The organism is bacterium SCSIO 12827 (genome assembly GCA_024397995.1).
Lineage (GTDB): Bacteria > Pseudomonadota > Alphaproteobacteria > Rhodospirillales > Casp-alpha2 > UBA1479.
Map to the genome: position 1 here is coordinate 78,991 of CP073746.1, position 18,137 is coordinate 97,127.

An 18,137-nucleotide genomic window follows, 5' to 3' on the forward strand; every position below is an offset into this window, starting at 1 on the left:
CCGCGCCGCGGCTTACATATAGTGGTGAATGATCTTCTCGCCGAAGAACCGCGTGCCCTCCATGGGGGGCATGGGCTGGAACACGATGTGATTGACGCCGGCGTCGATCCATTGATCGATGCGGTCGCGGACCTGAGCGACGTCGCCGATCAGGTTCGATTCCATGACGTCGTCGACGGTGGGCGGAATGGGGAAGCGGTGTTTGCGTTCCTCGGCGTACATTTCGGCCCATTTGCGGGTTTCCTCGGGCCCCTTGTCGGCCAGACCGACGGCGGAGATCGCGACCTCGAACGGCCGCTCGGTCAGCTGCGCCTTCATGCCGTCGACCAGGCCCTTCACCACGGCGGGGGCCTTGGAATACATGAACCACACGTCGCCGTGCTTTTTCATCAATTCCTGGGTCGGCGGCGAATCGCCGGCGATCCAGATCGGCGGATAAGGCTTCTGCGGCGGCTTGGGATGACAGAACGCATCCTTCAGCTGATAGAACCGGCCGTCGAAGGAAAACCCGTTCGCGTCCTCGCATTCGATCAGGCCGCGGTAGATGGCAAGGCCTTCGTCCAGCCTGGCGATGCGCTCCAGCCCGTCGTCGGACCATTCGTCGAAGCCGTAGGACTTGGCCTCGGCGGCGAACCAGCCGGACCCGGGGGCCAGGATCACACGGCCGCCGGTGATATGGTCGAGCGTACAAGCGATCTTGGTCGTCAAGCCCGGGTGGCGGAAGGTGTTGTTGATGGAATGGCCACCCAGACGCACGCGCTTGGTGAGCGCACCGATCGCGGTCATGACCGTCCAGTACTCCAGGATCGGTTTGGAGCGGTCGAGATGCGCGTTCTCCACATGATCGGGGATCCAAACGGAATCGAAGCCCAGATCCTCGGCCACGCGGGCCATCTCCAGTGCGTATTCGAAACCGGACGACGTCGCACCCATTTCGCCCTGCACGGTTAGGCGCACGCCGAACTTTACCTTGTCGGTCATTGAAATCCTCCCAATCGGCCCGCCATTACAGTCCCGGCCGGGTTTGGTCCCGGCCGGTTCGGCGATCCTAGATGCCGCCCCCCTTGAGGCACGACGATAGGGAGCATTCGCCGGGCAGGCAAGGCGCTGGGGGTAAGGGGGGGCAGTCTGGCGGGATTGTGATGCGGCGTCGATTGCACGGTTCGGCCGGACACATTATGTCTTGTGCATGTGGAGACGACTGCTTTTCGCCGGAATGACCGCGGCCGTGCTCGGCGCGCCGTCCGCCCGTGCGGAGCCCGTCGATACCGCCATCGCCGCCGCCGCCCGGGCCTGGCAGCAGGCCATGGGCGACAAGGCGACGTCGGCGACGTTCCCGTTCACGGACGATGAACGCTTCGATTGGGCCTATACACCGGGATACCGCAAGGGGGTACCGATCCGTGACATGACGCCGTCCCAGCGCGCTGCTGCGGCGGCCTTGATGCGCAGCACCCTGTCGACGCCGGGCGTGGCCAAGGCCGAGGCGATCATGGCGCTGGAGGCCGTGCTGGCCGAGGTCGAAGGCTCGTCCCTCGATTACCGCGATCCGGAAAAGTATTTCATCTCCGTGTTCGGGGTACCGGGCCGCCATCCCTGGGGCTGGCGGCTGGAGGGCCATCACCTGTCGGTCAACATCACCGTCGCGGCGCCGGGCGCGGTTTCGCTGACGCCGGTTTTTCTCGGCACCAACCCGGCGGAAATTCCGGGCGGCCCCCGCAAGGGTGAGCGCGTGCAGCGCGATGAATACGTCCTGGCGCTGCGGTTCGCGGCCAGCCTTGATGCGGGCCAGCGTGATCGGGCCCTCTTGAGGGAGCGCTCCCTCGGCAACGTGATCGCCGGCCCCGGCCGGGGCGATTCCCTGGCGGCGCCCGAAGGCTTGCCCGTTGACGCCTTAAGTCAGCCGCAGCAGGCCTTGCTGATGGCATTGATCCGAGCCTACGTCGGCATTGCCCGCGACGAAATCGGCCGCCCCTACATGGAATTGGTGCAGGCGGGCTGGGTCGACACCCGCGTCGCCTGGGCCGGCCCCATGGCCGAGGGGGCGGCCTTCTACTACCGCATCCACGGCCCCCGCATCCTGATCGAATTCGACAATTCCCAGAACGCCGCCAACCACATCCACAGCCTGTGGCGCGATCCGGCCAACGATTTCGGCCGCGACGACCTGCATCATCACTACAAGGAGGCGCCGGAAGCCCACGGACACCGGCCCTAGGGGCGATGCGGGCAAACAAAAACCCGTCGGTTCGCGACGGGTCTTGGTCGATCTTCCTTGAGAAGAAGAATGGTGGAGCCGGACGGAATCGAACCCGTCCCGCGCGGCGGCGCGGGTAAACAAAAACCCGTCGGTTCGCGACGGGTCTTGGTCGATCTTCATCAAGAAGAAGAATGGTGGAGCCGGACGGAATCGAACCGACGACCTCTACAATGCCATTCTAAAGAATCTCGATTTCCGGTGGTTCCTTGAGCTTTCCACACATTCCATATCTCATTGATTCATTGACTTCTTTTAGCTTCCGGAGTCGTATCGGGATTACCGGAGTTTGCTCCCGATTCCTGTTCGGTGCCTACCCGGTGCCTACCCGAACGCGACGTGAAGGAGACGGATATGGCACGCGCAAAGCTCACCAAAAGGGGGATAGAAGCCATACGGCCAGAAACCGGAAGGCGGGTTTACGTGTACGACACGGACCTGACCGGCTTCGGTCTTATGGTCACGCCAAAGGGATCAAAGACGTACTTTGCGGAATATCGAAATGGGGCAGGAAGAGGTGCGCCAACGCGGCGTGTAACCATCGGCAGTACGTCGAAGCTCACCCCCGACGAAGCGCGCGCATTGGCAAAACAGACAATCGCGGATGCGACCAAGGGCGAAGACCCCGCATCCAAGCGCAAGGAAGAGCGCGAAGCCATAACGGTTGGGCGGTTGTGCGACGAGTACCTTAAGCGGCACGTCGCGACGAAGCTCAAGGCGACGACCGGCGACCTTTACTCCCATATCATCGCGAACCACATCAAACCGCGACTGGGAACCAAACGCGCGATCACGCTCAAGAAGCAGGATATCGCGTTTGCGCACCTTGCGATGAAGGATACTCCGGCGATTGCCAACAGCACGCTCGCGGTCATCGGTTCCATGTTCAGTTGGGCGGATAGGCACGGATACGTGCCGGAGGGGTTCAACCCCGCCGCCCGCATTGCGAAGTTCAAGGAACGGAAGCGCGAACGCTTCCTGACGACGGAAGAACTGGAACGCCTGGGGGCGGCCCTACGCGAAGGGGAGACGGTCGGTATCCCGTGGGATGTGGATGACAGCAAGCCGACTGCGAAGCACGCACCGGCTGCGGAAAAACGGCTTGTCAAGCTGAGCCCGCATGTGAGCGGAGCCATTCGACTACTTATCCTGACGGGCGCGCGCCTGCGCGAGATACTGCACCTGGAATGGGCGCACGTTGACCTGCAACGCGGCGTGCTGCTCCTGCCCGATAGCAAGACTGGCAAAAAGACTATCGTGCTCAATGGTCCGGCCATGACGATCCTTTCGGAACTGCCACGCGTCGGGAAGTACGTCATTGCAAGCGACAGTGCCGGGACGGAGGAAGAGAAGCCACGTGCGGACCTCAAGCGCCCTTGGGTAACGGTCACACGTCGTGCGGACCTCAAAGGCGTCCGCATACACGACTTGCGCCATACGCACGCCAGCTACGGCGTGGGTGCGAGTTTCGGGCTGCCTATTGTCGGCAAGCTCCTGGGCCATACGCAAATGCGAACGACGGAGCGGTATGCGCACCTTGAGACTGACCCACTACGCCGCGCATCGAACGCCATCGGCAATACCCTCGCGGCTGCGATGGGGGATAAGCGGATGGCCGACAACATAATTCGCTTGGGAGAGGAAGCGACACGATGATGGACCACAAAGTCCGCATTAGCGATACGCTCGCCACGCAACTGATGGCGGGCTACGCACTCAAGGCAGAGTTCGATGAGACGATAGACGTAGTGAAGTCAGAGCTTGATGGAGTACTCAAGCAATTGGGCGACGCGGGCAATGACAGTAGGTTGCGCCGTGCCGCGATCAACGAGTACCTGTTTAAAGTTGGTTTCCTCCTCGAGAGTGTCTGCGGCGCACAGTACGTTGGGCCGATAAAAGTCTTGGTAACAGCATTGGAGGAAGCGGATCGCGGCAACGTTGATCATCTGCTTAAGCCGACGGTCGAATACGACGGGGAAGGAAACCGGAGTCAGGCAGGAGCGTGGAAGCCGTTGACTGAGCGATTTGCAATAGCCACGTGCAAAGCGATTGCAGAATGTCTTAGTGGTGGCGGCAAAACAGTTCGCCGTGAAGCGGATCAAACTGTCGGAACCGCGCTAGATATTCCGTGCACAAAGTGGACTGAGTTCCGAAGAAAGGTTGGCGTGCACGAAGATGGCCGGATAAACAAAGAAGACCTCGACTGCTATTCAAGTGTGAAAGAGGCGCTGCTGCGCCACGCGAAGCTAAGTGGTCGTCCGATTGAGGCTGTCGCTGCTGAGTATCTAAAACTTGCGATTGAGACCGGCCGCATTCCAAAGATTGCAAAGAGCCATCGGGCGACGAGCCGCGTTAAGCGATCCAAAAAGTAAAAAACACCCGATCTTTTACTTTCCTCTCTCGCCATTGTTTTCCCATTCCAGCCCGTCGCTGGCGCTTCCTGTCAAAGGATCGAATGGAGCGAACAATGAGTAAGAATGCAGAAGAGAACACATCACCAAAGTACCTTCGCCGACGCGAGGCTGCGGAGTACGTGCGTCGCACGTACGGGATACCGTGTGCGACCCAGTACCTTGCGAAACTCGCGTGTGTCGGTGGAGGGCCAACGTACAGATTGATTGGCCGTGTACCCATCTACCTACCTGCGGATTTGGATGCGTGGGTGGATGCTCGCCTGTCTAAGCCGATGAGGGCGACGGGCATACCGGCAGGAGAGAAGGCATGACAGAGAATGCCCAACTGCCTGTGCCTTCCGTACAGGGACGAGGTTCTTTCCGTTTAAGTGACGCGTTCGCACGGAACGAGTTGTCAAGCTTGCGGGCGTGTCACGGCCTCACGTTCTACGACCGCACGATAAACCGCGAGCTGTTGGTGCGACTATGCGAGAACCAGGGATACTTTGAAACCGACCCTAGTTACGACTGCGTCTACATGGTGGAAATCGGGGGCGGGACGGCTGTGATAAGGACTGACCATCTTAAATGGCAAATGTCTTCGGATAAGCGTTGGTCGGACTTCCCTCGTTTCTTGCTGCGTCACATCATAACCAACGGTCAAAAGACGAGCAGGGATTACGCAGAGTGGTTGGCAAAGAGGTTGGTTCGTGCTGCCTATTTTGGCGACTGGAATGGAGTGGACGACCTCACTAATCAGGCAAGGCATCCGCCATGCACCCCTTGATGAGCATTGAAGGCATATATCTTCATCAGCCCGGAGAACGGAGACAGCCCACGGCACAGTTGATTGGCGATTTCATGCCAAGCACCGGAGCGGGCTTGTTGATCGGGGATTCCGGTATAGGCAAGACGTTCACTGCATTAGCTATGGCGTCTGCCTTGGCAACAGGAAAGCCGTTCTTCGATAGGTGGCCGATTGCGGAGAGAAACGGTTGTGATAGGTCGAGCCGTAACGAATGCGGTGCGACGCTCTTCGTGCTTAGTGAGGGACAGGCGTTCTTTCCAAGACGAATGGATGCGGCGTATCACGCGCTTGAGCCGGATGACCAAGCCCGACTGGTTAATCAAGGGTTCTCAGGGCTTCCCGTCTTCCAAATGGATGGGAGCAACTGGCACGAAGCGGAAGCGTATAGTGAGAGCAAGGAGAGGATTGTCACATTGTCGAACAGGCTTTCAGACATGGCCGGCAATGTCTCCCTCGATCTTATAGTTATAGACACCGTTTCAGGTGTCTTTATGGCTCCTGCCGAGAACGATGCGGCAATTACTCAAAGGACAATGAACAACATTAGTAAGCTGTCGCGGGAGGCAGGTGCGTTCGTCCTCGGGATCACGCATCCGGCTAAGGGTAAGGCGAAGAGCGAGCCGCGAGGTTCCATCGTATTCGGCGCTACGGCTGATCTGAAAATTACAGCCGAGTACATTGGAAGATCGAGAGCTCGAACGGGTATCTACATCCCAAAGAGTCGCGAAGGTGCGCGCCATATGGAAAGAACGGAGTACGCACTAGTTGGCGTTTCGTTGCCCGATGGACAAAGCAGTATGGTTGCGCGTGCGGTGCGTAATGGAGATAGCGTAGAGAGAGAGCTAGAAACCGCAGGCAGGCGTTTCTCAAAGTATGAGAAGACTGTTCTAGAGGCATATGAGATAGCAGCCATATCGGAGCCGACCAGATGGCTGGAGTTCAATGGCAATCATTACGAGGTCTTGCCCAAAGAGAGCATACAACGGCTCTCAAATGCAGCGGTGATAGATGATGGCGTGGCGCCTGGCACAGCCCGTCGGTCCGTGAACCGCGCCATAGTGCGATTGGTAGCCGACGGCTACTTAGAAGCGCTCAACAATGGCAGCGGAGAGTATATCGTGTGTCCGAAATCTTGAATCTCAGCGATGCCAATTTTCTTATCGCGCGTTAGGCCTACAGAAGGCCCCCCGATTCCTCAGCCCAACCTCTCGCGCCCAATGGCACGAAAACTATTGAAGGTCTTGCTATCTAGAAAAGGTGGCATTGTTCGACTTGAACTTCCCATCGGCCTTTCCGGTCAGGTAGGGAAGGACGTGCGCTACCTTTAGCGCGCGCACGTCCCTGTCCCTGTCCTGATCAGGCCTTGGAAGCAATTAGCGCAATTGTTCTACGACGGGGGATTGCTATTGGGCACGTTTAAGCTTCTCTGTCACATCTTGGACTCCATCCCAACTCCAAACGCTGTCCCGTAGAAGAAATTTTCCTGAGTTCGTTTCGTCTACGTGGTCGGAGGCGTTCAGCACGAGCCGGTGAGGTATTAGCGCCGCACGCATGACAGTGAAATCTTCATTGAACAGCGCGGCAGCCAATACGTCGAAGTTCTCTTTATCTAGCCGTCTGAGCGCGCCAAGCTGACGTGATTTGTTGCGCTTGTGTATGCGCCTGGATTTTATTTGGTAACGCGTTCCATCACGCCCTATTGCGTCCACGTCTTTGTTGGAGTTCCCCGCGTCTTTCCATCCGAAAGCTTTGCGGAATAGCCACTCCGCGTATCCCCCAAGGGGCGCGTTGGAAGTTGTTACGACTTCGCGTCTGCGTAGCTCTTCGATTGCGGAATTACTCAATCTTAAAAGGTTGATGATTTCGTAGTCCTCAAGGTCCATCGCTACCCCCCTGATACTGCCAGTGGAGGAGCTTACGCGATGACGCGATAGCGATGTAGATGCATCGCTACTTTAGGCCGCTAGCTCTTAGGCGGCATTGCCCATCCATAGAATGTTGCCGGGCGCGGACCATTGCAGCGTTGGGCAATATCTATGTCCGTATTGTCTGATGGTTTAATCAAGGCTTCACGTTCGTAGCGCCAATCGATGAAAATCACTGACTCGCTTGGATTGCCTACTTCTTTCAGTATGAGAGTACCTCTCGTTTGTCCTTGGCCATTTTTGAATATTGGCGATTGGCAGAGCGCGGAAAATGTCCATGCTCCCAATGTGCCTTGCCCGTCGGTTATCGGTAGCACCTCCCACTTCGTGAGGTCGCACTGGCTCAACCCGTTTCGTAGGTCGATGCCTCCCTTGTCGTCGATGTGTATGCCGCTGGCATTCGATCTCGGTGACTCGCACGCAAGGTTTGTATAGTGCCAGTCACCTAACAAAGCGCGGGGTAGTTGAATACTCTGTTCGGTCGCGTTCGCTGGGAACGTCCACATGAGTGCGGCAGCCACCACCAGAAAGGAACGGGGCAAATCAAATCTCCAAAGCGCGAAATATCTGATTTTTAGATAATCTGAATTTCAGATTATTGGAAGTGTCCATTCCAACGGAGTGGATACTCTCATGTCCCGAACACTGGCTTCCCCGCTGCATTCAGCGCTGATCGAGTTTCTAATAGCCAAGCGGAAAAAGGCAGGACTGACGCAGGCTGATGTTGCCGCTCGTTTGAAGCGCTATCAGTCATTCGTTCCTACAGTCGAGCAGGGTCAGAGGCGAATCGATGTTGTCGATCTCATCGAATTTGCCGAAGCAATTGGGTTCGACCCAAGTGAGGCGATCCAATTCTTAAAATCAGGTTCGTGAAATTTTTCGGCACTTAAAATTTGTGACCAGCATAAATAATTCACAATCAATAAGTTACGGAAATTTCTCGCATAAATTTTAGTGAGCGCAAGCCAGGGCTAGCTCTATATCAGGCAAGCCCATTCGCTCAACGCCCCTTACGAAATGCAAATTTGTGACGGAAATGGTATTGAGTATCACATAAAGAGATTTGCAAGTATTGCGAGTTGTCATGGGAACATATCGAACAGCACAAGTATGTATGAACGGACATTCGGCCACCTCCTCATTGGAGACGAGTCCAGAGTTGGCTGAGAAATTTTGTTCTGATTGTGGCGCCGAGACAATTTCGACCTGCCCAAGTTGTCAGGCCAAAATTCGTGGCGACTATCACGTCCCTGGCGTATTCGGCATGGGCGGATATACACCCCCAAATTTCTGTCATGAATGCGGAACCGCGTTCCCGTGGGCACGCGCAAAGATAGATGCAGCGAAAGAATTGGCAGATGAACTTGATGAGTTGTCGGATGACGAAAAAGAAAAGTTAAAAAGTACGATTGATGACTTGGTTGTCGCCGGGCCCAAGACCGAAGTTGCTGCGTTACGGTATAAGAAGCTAGTTGGGAAGGTTGGAATGGCAACAGCGTCTGCCTTACGCTCCATTCTTGTTGACGTTGCAAGTGAAGCGGCAAAGAAGCTTCTCTTTGGAGACTAATATGTGTGTGTCCCGCCCGTATACACGAAATGATTGGTAGACCAAATGACCGACGGGCTTGTTGCCGATAGCAAGAGACAAGCCAATTCCTCGATTCGAGGTTACGTGTATCAAGCGTACCAGAGTATTTTGGCATGGATACGCTTAGGGCCGGACGAAGTGCTTTATCTCGAAGGTGCCGAAGATTTCGACGTTCATTCCAATTCGCACGTTACGGCAACTCAGGTAAAAGACACCCGCACGAGCGGAACTGTGACGTTACGCTCTGGTGACGTAGTCGATGCGGTCAATCACTACTGGGAACATCAAGAAAACAATCCAAGTCAACGTGTGCGATTTCGATTTTTGACCACGGCGTATCCGGGAAAAGAGAAAGGCGCGCCGTTTGAGGATCAAGTGACTGGGATAGAATATTGGTCACTCTGCGCAAGGGATGAAACTCGCGACTGTAAGCCATTGTTGGCTTTCCTACAAAAACTAGACCTCTCCAAGAGTCTGTCAGATTTCCTAAAAGCAGCGACCATCTCAGAATTTCGCGAACGGCTTCTGGTTCGTATCGACTGGGATACCGGAATGCGCCCGATGGATGGTCTGCTTGAAGACATAAACAACCATTTGATCTTTGTTGGGGCCAAATATGGCGTAGATAGCTTCCAAGCAAAAAAGGTCTTGGGGTCGCTCCTGCAAGAGGTGATGGGGCTCCTGTCATCCGAGGGCACAAGGAATCTTACGTACGCTGATTTTGTCAGCTTATTTGAGCGCGTGACCATGGAACTTGTTCCCAAGGACGAGGCGGCGGCGATCCGAAGCGTTGGCCAAGTTCCGGGACATTCTATGCTGGTGGATTTAGGGCAAGCGCCAAATGTTCTCGGTGCACCTTTGCCGCTATTGCAAGGGGCAGTGTCGCGTAGAAACGTGGTTGAAAGGCTATTAGCCGCACTCAACCAATTTGGGGTTCTAATTTTGAGAGGCAGTACAGGCCTCGGGAAAACCTCACTCGCTAGATTGGTCGCCGATGCGACGCGGGCTGATTGGGTATGGGCCGGCTTCCGTGGTCGAGGTGCGACACAGATTGCGGACCAGCTCAACCGAGCGGCATTCGAGATAAAAGCTTATGAGTTGCCTCTTCGAGTGGTCTTGGATGATTTGGATTTAAGTGCGGTACACCAATACGAGCGTGAATTGCTGGCGCTCGCGTTCTCGGTCGTCAACGCCAACGGTCAGCTAATCATCACAACTCAAGGCAAGTGCCCTGATGATGTACTAAGCAAGCTTTGGATTGATAAAGGTTGTGATTTTGAAGTTCCGTACTTGGACGAGACAGATATAGCGGAACTACTTTTTTCACATGGCCTTGAGGACGTGGACAAAGCGGCTAAATGGGCGCGCCTTATTCGCGGGTTGACTACGGGGCATCCACAATTAGCCCATGCAAGAGTACGGAACCTTCAGGCGCGGGGCTGGCCAGATCCTGCTGCGGAGGAAATTATATCCGTACCAAGTGATATTGACGACTTGAATACGCAAACTCGAAAGCGCCTATTGAGCGATGTTCCGAATGACCCGGCGCGCGTTGTCGCATATCGCCTCAGTCTAGTTACGAACAATTTCAAACGCAGTACGGCCATGGACGTCGGTGCTGTAGACCCAGCCGTTAATCTACCGGGCGAGGCGTTCGATTGCCTTGTCGGCCCATGGGTGGAAGCCGTTGGCCAGGACCGGTTTCGAATTTCTCCGCTGCTTAACAATGTCGGTAAGGAGGTTCTTCCAGTTGCCGAACAAAAGGCAGTCCACGAGGCCATAGCGTTTGGCTTCATAAAGGCAGATTCAATTTCACCGGACGAGCTAGGCACGGGGCTTATACACGCGATCTTGGCCGAATCTGACTGGGCTATTGTTTTTCTTTCTCAGGGGATTGTCTCGGCTGATGAAATGGCCCTGCGTGCAATCAGCGATTCAGTTTTCTGGTTAAGTGGAATTGGCCTCGATCCTGTGCGTCAGGTTGTAGCAAATGATGCGGTTGAGATGATGCTGCGCCTAGCCCAATTCAAAGTCCTCGCTGCTGCAAAGCGAGAGAAAGAAGCAGTTGCAGTTATTGAGCACGTAATAGAGCTAATTGGCAGAGAAGATCAGCCGAAACTAAGGGCGTACTCTGAGGTCATGGCATTTGTCGTGTTTCTGAGCACGATAAACATTTCTATTCCTCCCGCGCGATCAATCAGAATGCTCGCGCGTCTGATTGAGTATGGCGAACAAGACGAAGCACTGGCGGACTTAAACGAGTCGGTAAAGAAAGCGTCCCTAGATACCGACACACTTCGTGGCCTCACATCATTTCAAATTTTGTTCTCATTCGAGGCAGCGCGCATCTCCGGCATTTCAGAATTCGAAGAGCTATTGCAGGCGTTGGATTCTATAGACGTGTCAGTACGCGAAAAGCTAGTCGAGGTTCTTGAGTACAAGGGCGAGGAAATAGCCCATCGGTTAGTTAGCAACGCCTGGTGGCGCGACGCTTCACGTGACAGGCTAGACGTAGAGACGGCGCTTTCCGTCTATGAAAAGACAATTGAATCCGCGAAAAAGTGGGGCAGCCCTAGCCTTGAACGGGCAGCGTACATAGCGATTTCAGTGCTACATGACGAGTACCGGAACGACTCGCGTGAAGCTCTGCGAGTGTTGGATCGGGCAGGAGAAAAATTTTCCGCAAGCGATCAGTACCTATTGAATCAGAGAGCAAAGGTGCTTTTTCACAAGCGGGATGATGCTGCCGCAGTTCAAATGTTCCAAGCTGTTCTTGAGGGAACGTCGTTAGATGAAATCGAGCGCGCTTTCGCTGGTCGAACGGGTGGAATCGCGGCAGGGCGGATGAACGATTGGCAGAACGCCGAGAAGTTATTTCGGCTTGCTGCGGAAGCTGCTGACAGCACCAGCCAGGATTCCATGGCGGCCGGGTTATGGGCCGATACCGCATTCTCGCTGTGGAAGATCGGAAAGAAAAAAGACGCGCTGCAACTGTATGCGGAAGTCCTCAGGCGATTAGAGAAAATTCCTGAGAACGGCAGTTTACGGGATCGATTTGCACATGCCGCTGTGCGGCACTGCATTGCATGGATCGAGTTGAGCAAAGATGCATTGGGTCAGGGCGAGTTAGTAGAACCGGTGCCGGGACTCTGTAGTACGCAAGAGCCCCGCGAAGAAATCCGCGAACGGGGACTCGTAGATTTGTCGGCGGTATGGGGGCTCCTAGGAAATATCGACACTCGCCTTGGAACGGGTCTCGGTCTCTCGAAAGTTGCCGACGAGAAATGCAGCGGCGAGGTGTCGTTAAACATACGGCTTTCAGACCGAATAGCGAAATATCAGGGTCTGTGGGCTGGCGTAGACACTGAAAATGCAGCGAAAACCATTATCGAAATGATGGAAGGAAACGAGCATTACCTGAAATCAGAAGGGGATATCAATGACGGTTGGAGTCCGGGCGATATTGAGAGTCTCGAAAGTGATTTTTGGCAGGATGATACCCACAAGGAGAATTTCAAACTCTCAATCGTTGGTGCTGCAATAGTGCGCATGAGCCTACCCACGCGGAAGAAAATACCTGTCCAAAAATGGCAGGCCGATGCGGCGTTGTTCGGCCTCAATACTGAGGATGCCACAAGGTTTTTTGAGCTGTTGTCAGGTGAGAGCAGCAAGTCAGATGGCACGCTGACCGATGAGTGTGCCAAAGCTATTCATATACTAGAGAGTGGCCAGCCTGCGCCGAGCGATCTTTTCATATGCCATTTTCGATTATTGAACGGCCTCGTAAACGGTTCATGGGACAACGGAATCGGTACTTCTTTGGCAAAGGTGGCGGTGCGGAACTGGCGCTTTGTGATCGCACGCCAAAGGTTCGCTCTTCGATCCCCAAACATTTCTGCAGAAGCTATCAAGTCGGCTTGCAACGATGATACGAAGACCAGCTTTGCAAAAGTGGCGCTCATTCTAAATGCGGCTCACGACGCCGTTGGTGTGCCCTTAGCGCCAACGGGTGTTTTGTTTTTAAACGAGACACAAGAAGGGAACAAACCAACATAGAGATCGATTTCTCATGACATGCGACTTGCGAGGCGGACTTGGCGTTTAAGAAACTTAATCCTGAGAATTGGGATCAGCACGACCCGACCAGCAGTGTATTCGTTCTTGTAGACAAGAATGGAGTTTCACGAACCCCGATGGGCGGTGAATGGGCGAGGATGATCCTTGAGCCCGGGCTCAATGACTGTGTGCCTAGAGATGTCATTGAATTGTTTGAAGTGGCACGCGCAACTGTGGTCTACGGTTGGTTTTTCTATCCGCTCTTTGCCGTAGGTTGTGAGCAACTATTCATCGTGCATGAAGCTGCCGTCATTCATCGATGCAAGGATGTCGGAGCGCCGAAGAAGGCGAAGTCATTTGCTGAGAAGATTGACTGGCTTATAGGAAATGGATTCCTCACCGAGAGTAGGCGGGTGCAATGGACGGCGGTTCGCCAACTTCGTAACAGCGCTGCCCACAAAAAGAACCAGAGTATTTTTGATCCAACCATGGCGGTACGGAATGTTGAGATCGCGGCCGAATTGATAAACGAACTGTTCCTCACGGACAAAATAGCCCCGCAGAGCGAATGCGATTAGCACATGATTTTGTTCCTGAAAGTTCTTGTTGGAGTGTTCGCTTTCGTCTCGGCCATCATTACGTTTATCGCTCAGGGAAAGGACGCAAATTGGCATTTGTGGCGAGTAAGCCGGACAATATTGCGTGTGACGGGCTTTACCTGCTTCGTCCTGTCTTCTGTGGGCTATATCTACTTTGACTATCGCGACGAAACATTGAGGCAGGCCGCGGACGCAGAATTTAGGGCTGCAATGATTGATGTTTCGAGAGACATAATGCGGTCAGCTCACCCTTATCATCCCAAGGAAGTGCGCTTTGACTATTGCTTCGACAGCAAAGATTTAATGGCTATTGCCAAGAAAAAATGGGGTGATGTGTCGCTAGCGGAGGCGCAGAGTTCAATTCGAAATTTGGGGGAAAAAGCATTCCGGGAAATATTTGGTTCCAGTGTCACCATTTTTTTCACCAAACAGAAAACGTTCAGGGAAGGGTTTTACCGGGACTTGAAGTCGGACATCGCCGTCATTCACCTAGAGCCTCATCAGGTATCCAAAGTCATTCATTTCCCACGAATAGAAGAAACGTCTGAGAAAGCCTTTTGCCAGCATGTGATATTTAGCGTGCCTGAAGTTGGTTTTAATGCGTTTGATTCATATAACGCCGTTCAAGCGCATTCATATTATGACCTAACCGGTTCGCATTTCTTTCTGTATCTCAAAGCTTCCAAGTTAGCGCAAATCCTCGGATTATCATCGCCATTTGCAAAGAACCTCTCCGTGGCCTTTGGTAACGGAGTGAGGAAATTTTATCTGCAAAAAGACAAGCGGGTTGAAAGCAAAACAATAAAGGCCGGGCGTGCGTATAGGCAGGAATCAGATATACCAGCGATTGAAGAAGATTATCCAAGTCTTCGTGTGCCGTCGTAAGGGTTCCATGTATGTGCTATCGCCTCAATTGCGATTGCGCGTGGCGATGGCTTCGCTACGCACACACCGGGAAATTTTCAAAGCCCCCTCTGGAAAAATAGGGGTCAGCGGCCACTTCGCGATACGGCGATATTCGCCCCTCCCCACCCCCACCCCCACCCCTCCGGGTTCAAATTTTGGAAGATGGAAGATGCTCTGAGTGGTGCCGGGGCATTGTCGCTCCGAGTTAGATCGACGCTCCGTGTAGACGTACTAAGGCACGAGCGGCGGGCATAGATGCTTCGCAGCGCGCCTACGCGGTGGCTAGCTGCGTTGAGCTGTTGGGAGCCGCGCGAGAAAAAAGACACGAAATTGCGTCGCGTGCCTACCCGGTGCCTACCCGAGCGAAAACGCCAACTGCGCTGATTTGCGGGGAATCAAAAACCCCTTGATAATTCAAAGGGTTGGAATGGTGGAGCCGGACGGAATCGAACCGACGACCTCTACAATGCCATTGCACCGGATAGCCAGTCAGATCAACGGCATAACTCTCCAACAGTAGTCAAACGCAAGCACGACGACTCAAGCACTTAGCAGGAGTTGCGTATGAGTTGCGTGTTACTGGTTGGGAGACTGCTGTGAGCGGCATTGTGCGAGTGAAGAGGTTCACGGGCCCGTTCACAGTCGTTCCAGATACTATCCTAGAATTCGACAAGCATCACCCGATGCGTCCGGAGACGCGTCTAGTGCTTGCTTGGCTTATCGGCCGCCCGAATGACTGGACGGTTTATGTTTCTCAGCTGATCAAAAAACTCGGCCTATCAAGAGATAGGTGGCGCCGTGCGCGAGTAGAGTTGGAGCGTTGGGGATACTTGGTCCAGATTCGACGACGAACGCCGGATGGTCGGTTTGAATGGGACCACACCGTTTATGACACGCCGGTAGTTGTAGACGGAACAGAAGCCGAAGGGGCCGGGCATCCTAGACGCCGGCCGGCGACTTCCTCAGATGGATACCGGGTCGATGAGAGGCCAGCCATCGACGGGTTTTCCAACGATGGTCGATCGGGCGTTGGTAAGCCCGGCGATATAACAACACCATCTCACCAACAAGATTCAAACACCCCCCTAAATCCCCCCGCTTCGATCACGCAAGCTTGCTTCGAAGAAGCGCAACGCAGATTCGGCGGCTACAGCGTCGAGCACCTCGAAGAACGTTGGCGGGCGTGGGTCAACGACAAGGGGGAGGCTCCGAAGGACCTCGATAAAGCATTTCTCGCCTGGGCGGCAACCTACGTTCGGAACCATCCGCTGCCAGGAGGGGGAACTTTCTGAAATTACGGCGGGCATTGCGCGCCGCTTCAAAAACTTCACCACTTGATAGTTCGAGAGAGATTGAGACGAAAGATGTTCAACGATTGCTTCACCTGTGAAATCACCCACCACTATGTCCAGCTGGCAAACCAGTTCACTCAAGACCTTAGCCAGGTGTTGCTGACGCCGATGTGGGCGATCTTTCTGGGGATCGCCGGCCTCTGGGTGATCTCTCATGGTTTCCGGATGGTCTTGGGAAAACCGGACGTATTTGGGTTCTTTCACGAATTTCTTTTCCTTGTCATCGCAGCGGCTCTGCTTAGCGGTCAGGGGCCGGGATTGGTTGACCTCATCTACAAGTCGGCGCTGGCCACCATCAGCGGAGCTGCATCGGCGGTTTTGAAAGCTGGCGGTGGGGTTTCGGTGCAGACAGGGGTTTCCGTTCCCGCCATTCCAGGTGTTAGCGGGATCCAAGGTTTGGACGGAATAGCCGGGTTGGTGCAGGTGGCTCACAACGGTGTTTTCAAGGTGTTCGGCATGGCGCAGGCCATGTTGAGCTATGCGACGTTGACCAATCCGTCGCCGATCATCTTCGCGGTTCTATTGCTGCTGCCTTACGGACTTTTGTTGATCGTCTATTTCGCGCAAGTCGTCGTCACAATTTTCCGCGTAATGATGTTTGCCGCCTTGTCTCCGATTCTGATGGTCGCTCTCGGGTTCGGTTGGGGCAAAGACGTCGCTTTGAATGGTGTGAGAACTCTGTTCGCGGCATTCATGGTTCTCTATGGCGCCACTATTGCGCTGGCCGTATGTCTTTACGGCGTCAGCGAACTTGGCATTGGCACTGTAGGGGAGGGCGCGGCCCAGATACCTGAGATGTTGGCGCTCAACAATCCGAAACTTTGGGTGGCTATCGCTCTCGGTTGGCTCGGGACGGCTTTCATGGCCGAAGCGACCGGGATGGCGAACTCAATCGCGGGCTCAAAGCTTACGAACCAGGCAGCTGCTGTCATCACGGCAGGTGCCGTGGCGACCGGTGCTTACGCGGTTAACCGTGCTCGAGGTCAATGGGGCGGCGCACTCTCGGGCGCTGCTGGAGGCGTTGCCTCCGGTCTCGCTACCGGTGCCGGGGGGCTGGTTTCAGCCGGGCTCAATCCTGGGAACGCGGCGCAGGCAGCTGCGAGCAAAATTTCACCCGGCGCACAAAAGGTGATGGATCGCATGAGGAACCCAAACGCTTCCGGGTAAGGCAACAAGGTAGCGAGCAACACGTCACGATGGAGAAAATTATGTCTGAGGTACTTCCCTTCAAGTTTGAGCGTCGCAGAATTCGAGTCGTTTCAGATGATCAAGAGGGCGTTTGGTTCGTCGGTCAGGATATCTGCACTGCATTGGAACTGGCAAAGCCCGAGAACGCACTTTCAAGGTTAGACGAGGATGAGAAACGAACGCATTTGATTGAAACCCCCGGCGGTCGGCAGCACATGACGACCATCAACGAGTCCGGCTTATACAGCTTGATTTTCAGCAGCCGAAAGGCCGCCGCGAGACGGTTCAAAAAGTGGGTTACGCGAGACGTTTTGCCCGCCATTCGCAGCACGGGTCAATACATTTATCAACAATCTGAACCCACGGCAGTTGATGAGCCAGTCGTGACAGTGCCTCAGTCGAAATACACGGAAATGTTGGTCCGAACGATCGATGACCAAGCCAAGATAATTCAGTTTTTGGAAGTTGAGAAAGAAAGGAGGGATATGAGGAAAAATATGAAAATCGCGAAATTCTATATCGAGGAAACGAATTTGTCTGACGCTGAAATTGCACAGTGGATGGAAGATCTGATAGGCGATTATCTTCCTGAGTGGGTAGCTTGGCGTCGCCGCGTGATTAGCGAGAAGGCTAATCAGGTATGAGGCATGAAAAGATATTTCCTCATGGGACGCAGATCCTTGTCTTGCTTTCCATGCGTCGGCGAAAGGGGAGGGTTCTGGCATCAGAAATCGAACAAGATATTCGGAAGGCCACTGGAACACCGATTTCCCGACCGCATGTCCATCGAACCTTAAACGACATGGTTGCCAAGGATTTAGTCATCAAGTTTGAGGTGCACGACTTCCCTGACCGCCGCCGCCATCATGGCTTTAAATTAACTGCATCTGGTCATGCCACGATCAAGTGGCTTGCCCAGAGTTTTCTCGATCTTGATGTGATCAAGGCGGTGGAGCGCCGTTAGAACTGAGCGGCACGGCATTGGTCAGAAGTGGAATGCCAATGACTGAGCCAATGAAAAAACTCCCCGACCAAAGGGCGTGCCGATTTTGCCAACATTGGGCT

General features: G+C 54.4%; 14 protein-coding genes. 12 read left to right on the plus strand and 2 right to left on the minus strand.

The annotated features are described in order from the left end of the window. Positions 1-12: 12 nt before the first annotated feature. Positions 13-981, minus strand: coding sequence for an LLM class flavin-dependent oxidoreductase (locus KFF05_00400; protein ID UTW51899.1), 969 nt, complete (start codon positions 979-981; stop codon positions 13-15). 235 nt (positions 982-1,216) lie between these two features. On the opposite strand from KFF05_00400, the gene KFF05_00405 reads away from it, so the two are divergent. The 4 genes from KFF05_00405 to KFF05_00420 all read left to right on the plus strand — a co-directional run bounded on the left by KFF05_00405 (position 1,217) and on the right by KFF05_00420 (position 6,594). Further along, on the plus strand, positions 1,217-2,218 hold the full coding sequence (locus tag KFF05_00405; protein UTW51900.1) for a DUF3500 domain-containing protein: 1,002 nt from the start codon (positions 1,217-1,219) through the stop codon (positions 2,216-2,218). Between the two features lie 393 nt (positions 2,219-2,611). Beyond that, positions 2,612-3,913, plus strand: coding sequence for a tyrosine-type recombinase/integrase (locus tag KFF05_00410; protein UTW51901.1), 1,302 nt, complete (start codon positions 2,612-2,614; stop codon positions 3,911-3,913). After that, entirely contained in the window at positions 3,910-4,629 is a 720-nt protein-coding gene (locus tag KFF05_00415; protein UTW51902.1) for a hypothetical protein, read from the plus strand. Before KFF05_00410 ends, KFF05_00415 begins: the two co-directional genes overlap by 4 nt. 804 nt (positions 4,630-5,433) lie before the next feature. Then, positions 5,434-6,594 carry an AAA family ATPase gene (locus KFF05_00420; protein ID UTW51903.1) on the plus strand — a complete coding sequence of 387 codons (1,161 nt, stop codon included), beginning with the start codon at positions 5,434-5,436 and terminating at the stop codon, positions 6,592-6,594. Between the two features lie 267 nt (positions 6,595-6,861). Here KFF05_00420 and KFF05_00425 read toward each other — a convergent pair whose 3' ends face one another. Further along, positions 6,862-7,341: a hypothetical protein gene (locus tag KFF05_00425; GenBank protein ID UTW51904.1), complete on the minus strand. Its 480-nt coding sequence runs from the start codon at positions 7,339-7,341 to the stop codon at positions 6,862-6,864. 675 nt (positions 7,342-8,016) lie between these two features. On the opposite strand from KFF05_00425, the gene KFF05_00430 reads away from it, so the two are divergent. The 8 genes from KFF05_00430 (at position 8,017) to KFF05_00465 (ending at position 18,036) form a co-directional block, all read left to right on the plus strand. Beyond that, on the plus strand, positions 8,017-8,256 hold the full coding sequence (locus KFF05_00430) for a helix-turn-helix transcriptional regulator (protein ID UTW51905.1): 240 nt from the start codon (positions 8,017-8,019) through the stop codon (positions 8,254-8,256). A 211-nt stretch (positions 8,257-8,467) separates the two neighbouring features. Further along, positions 8,468-8,950 (plus strand): DUF2321 domain-containing protein, encoded by a 483-nt coding sequence (locus tag KFF05_00435; protein ID UTW51906.1) that lies wholly within the window; start codon positions 8,468-8,470, stop codon positions 8,948-8,950. A 45-nt stretch (positions 8,951-8,995) separates the two neighbouring features. Further along, positions 8,996-13,027, plus strand: coding sequence for a hypothetical protein (locus tag KFF05_00440; protein UTW51907.1), 4,032 nt, complete (start codon positions 8,996-8,998; stop codon positions 13,025-13,027). A gap of 38 nt (positions 13,028-13,065) precedes the next feature. Beyond that, positions 13,066-13,605: a hypothetical protein gene (locus KFF05_00445; protein ID UTW51908.1), complete on the plus strand. Its 540-nt coding sequence runs from the start codon at positions 13,066-13,068 to the stop codon at positions 13,603-13,605. A gap of 3 nt (positions 13,606-13,608) precedes the next feature. After that, complete coding sequence (locus tag KFF05_00450) at positions 13,609-14,511, plus strand: hypothetical protein (GenBank protein ID UTW51909.1); 903 nt, start codon at positions 13,609-13,611, stop codon at positions 14,509-14,511. Between the two features lie 1,385 nt (positions 14,512-15,896). After that, on the plus strand, positions 15,897-17,051 hold the full coding sequence (locus KFF05_00455) for a hypothetical protein (GenBank protein ID UTW51910.1): 1,155 nt from the start codon (positions 15,897-15,899) through the stop codon (positions 17,049-17,051). A 41-nt stretch (positions 17,052-17,092) separates the two neighbouring features. After that, positions 17,093-17,716, plus strand: a complete 624-nt coding sequence (locus KFF05_00460; GenBank protein ID UTW51911.1) for a hypothetical protein — start codon at positions 17,093-17,095, stop codon at positions 17,714-17,716. Further along, positions 17,713-18,036 (plus strand): hypothetical protein, encoded by a 324-nt coding sequence (locus KFF05_00465; protein UTW51912.1) that lies wholly within the window; start codon positions 17,713-17,715, stop codon positions 18,034-18,036. The genes KFF05_00460 and KFF05_00465 overlap by 4 nt, the downstream gene beginning before the upstream one ends. Positions 18,037-18,137: the final 101 nt, after the last annotated feature.

Bases quoted from the DNA above. Each gene is read 5' to 3' on its own strand.
- KFF05_00405 (UTW51900.1), top strand. From the start codon at position 1,217: ATGACCGCGGCCGTGCTCGGCGCGCCGTCCGCCCGTGCGGAGCCCGTC.
- KFF05_00435 (UTW51906.1), top strand. From the start codon at position 8,468: ATGGGAACATATCGAACAGCACAAGTATGTATGAACGGACATTCGGCC.
- KFF05_00455 (UTW51910.1), top strand. From the start codon at position 15,897: ATGTTCAACGATTGCTTCACCTGTGAAATCACCCACCACTATGTCCAG.
- KFF05_00460 (UTW51911.1), top strand. From the start codon at position 17,093: ATGTCTGAGGTACTTCCCTTCAAGTTTGAGCGTCGCAGAATTCGAGTC.
- KFF05_00465 (UTW51912.1), top strand. From the start codon at position 17,713: ATGAGGCATGAAAAGATATTTCCTCATGGGACGCAGATCCTTGTCTTG.
- KFF05_00425 (UTW51904.1), bottom strand. From the start codon at position 7,341: ATGGACCTTGAGGACTACGAAATCATCAACCTTTTAAGATTGAGTAAT.
- KFF05_00430 (UTW51905.1), top strand. From the start codon at position 8,017: ATGTCCCGAACACTGGCTTCCCCGCTGCATTCAGCGCTGATCGAGTTT.
- KFF05_00415 (UTW51902.1), top strand. From the start codon at position 3,910: ATGATGGACCACAAAGTCCGCATTAGCGATACGCTCGCCACGCAACTG.
- KFF05_00410 (UTW51901.1), top strand. From the start codon at position 2,612: ATGGCACGCGCAAAGCTCACCAAAAGGGGGATAGAAGCCATACGGCCA.
- KFF05_00450 (UTW51909.1), top strand. From the start codon at position 13,609: ATGATTTTGTTCCTGAAAGTTCTTGTTGGAGTGTTCGCTTTCGTCTCG.
- KFF05_00440 (UTW51907.1), top strand. From the start codon at position 8,996: ATGACCGACGGGCTTGTTGCCGATAGCAAGAGACAAGCCAATTCCTCG.
- KFF05_00400 (UTW51899.1), bottom strand. From the start codon at position 981: ATGACCGACAAGGTAAAGTTCGGCGTGCGCCTAACCGTGCAGGGCGAA.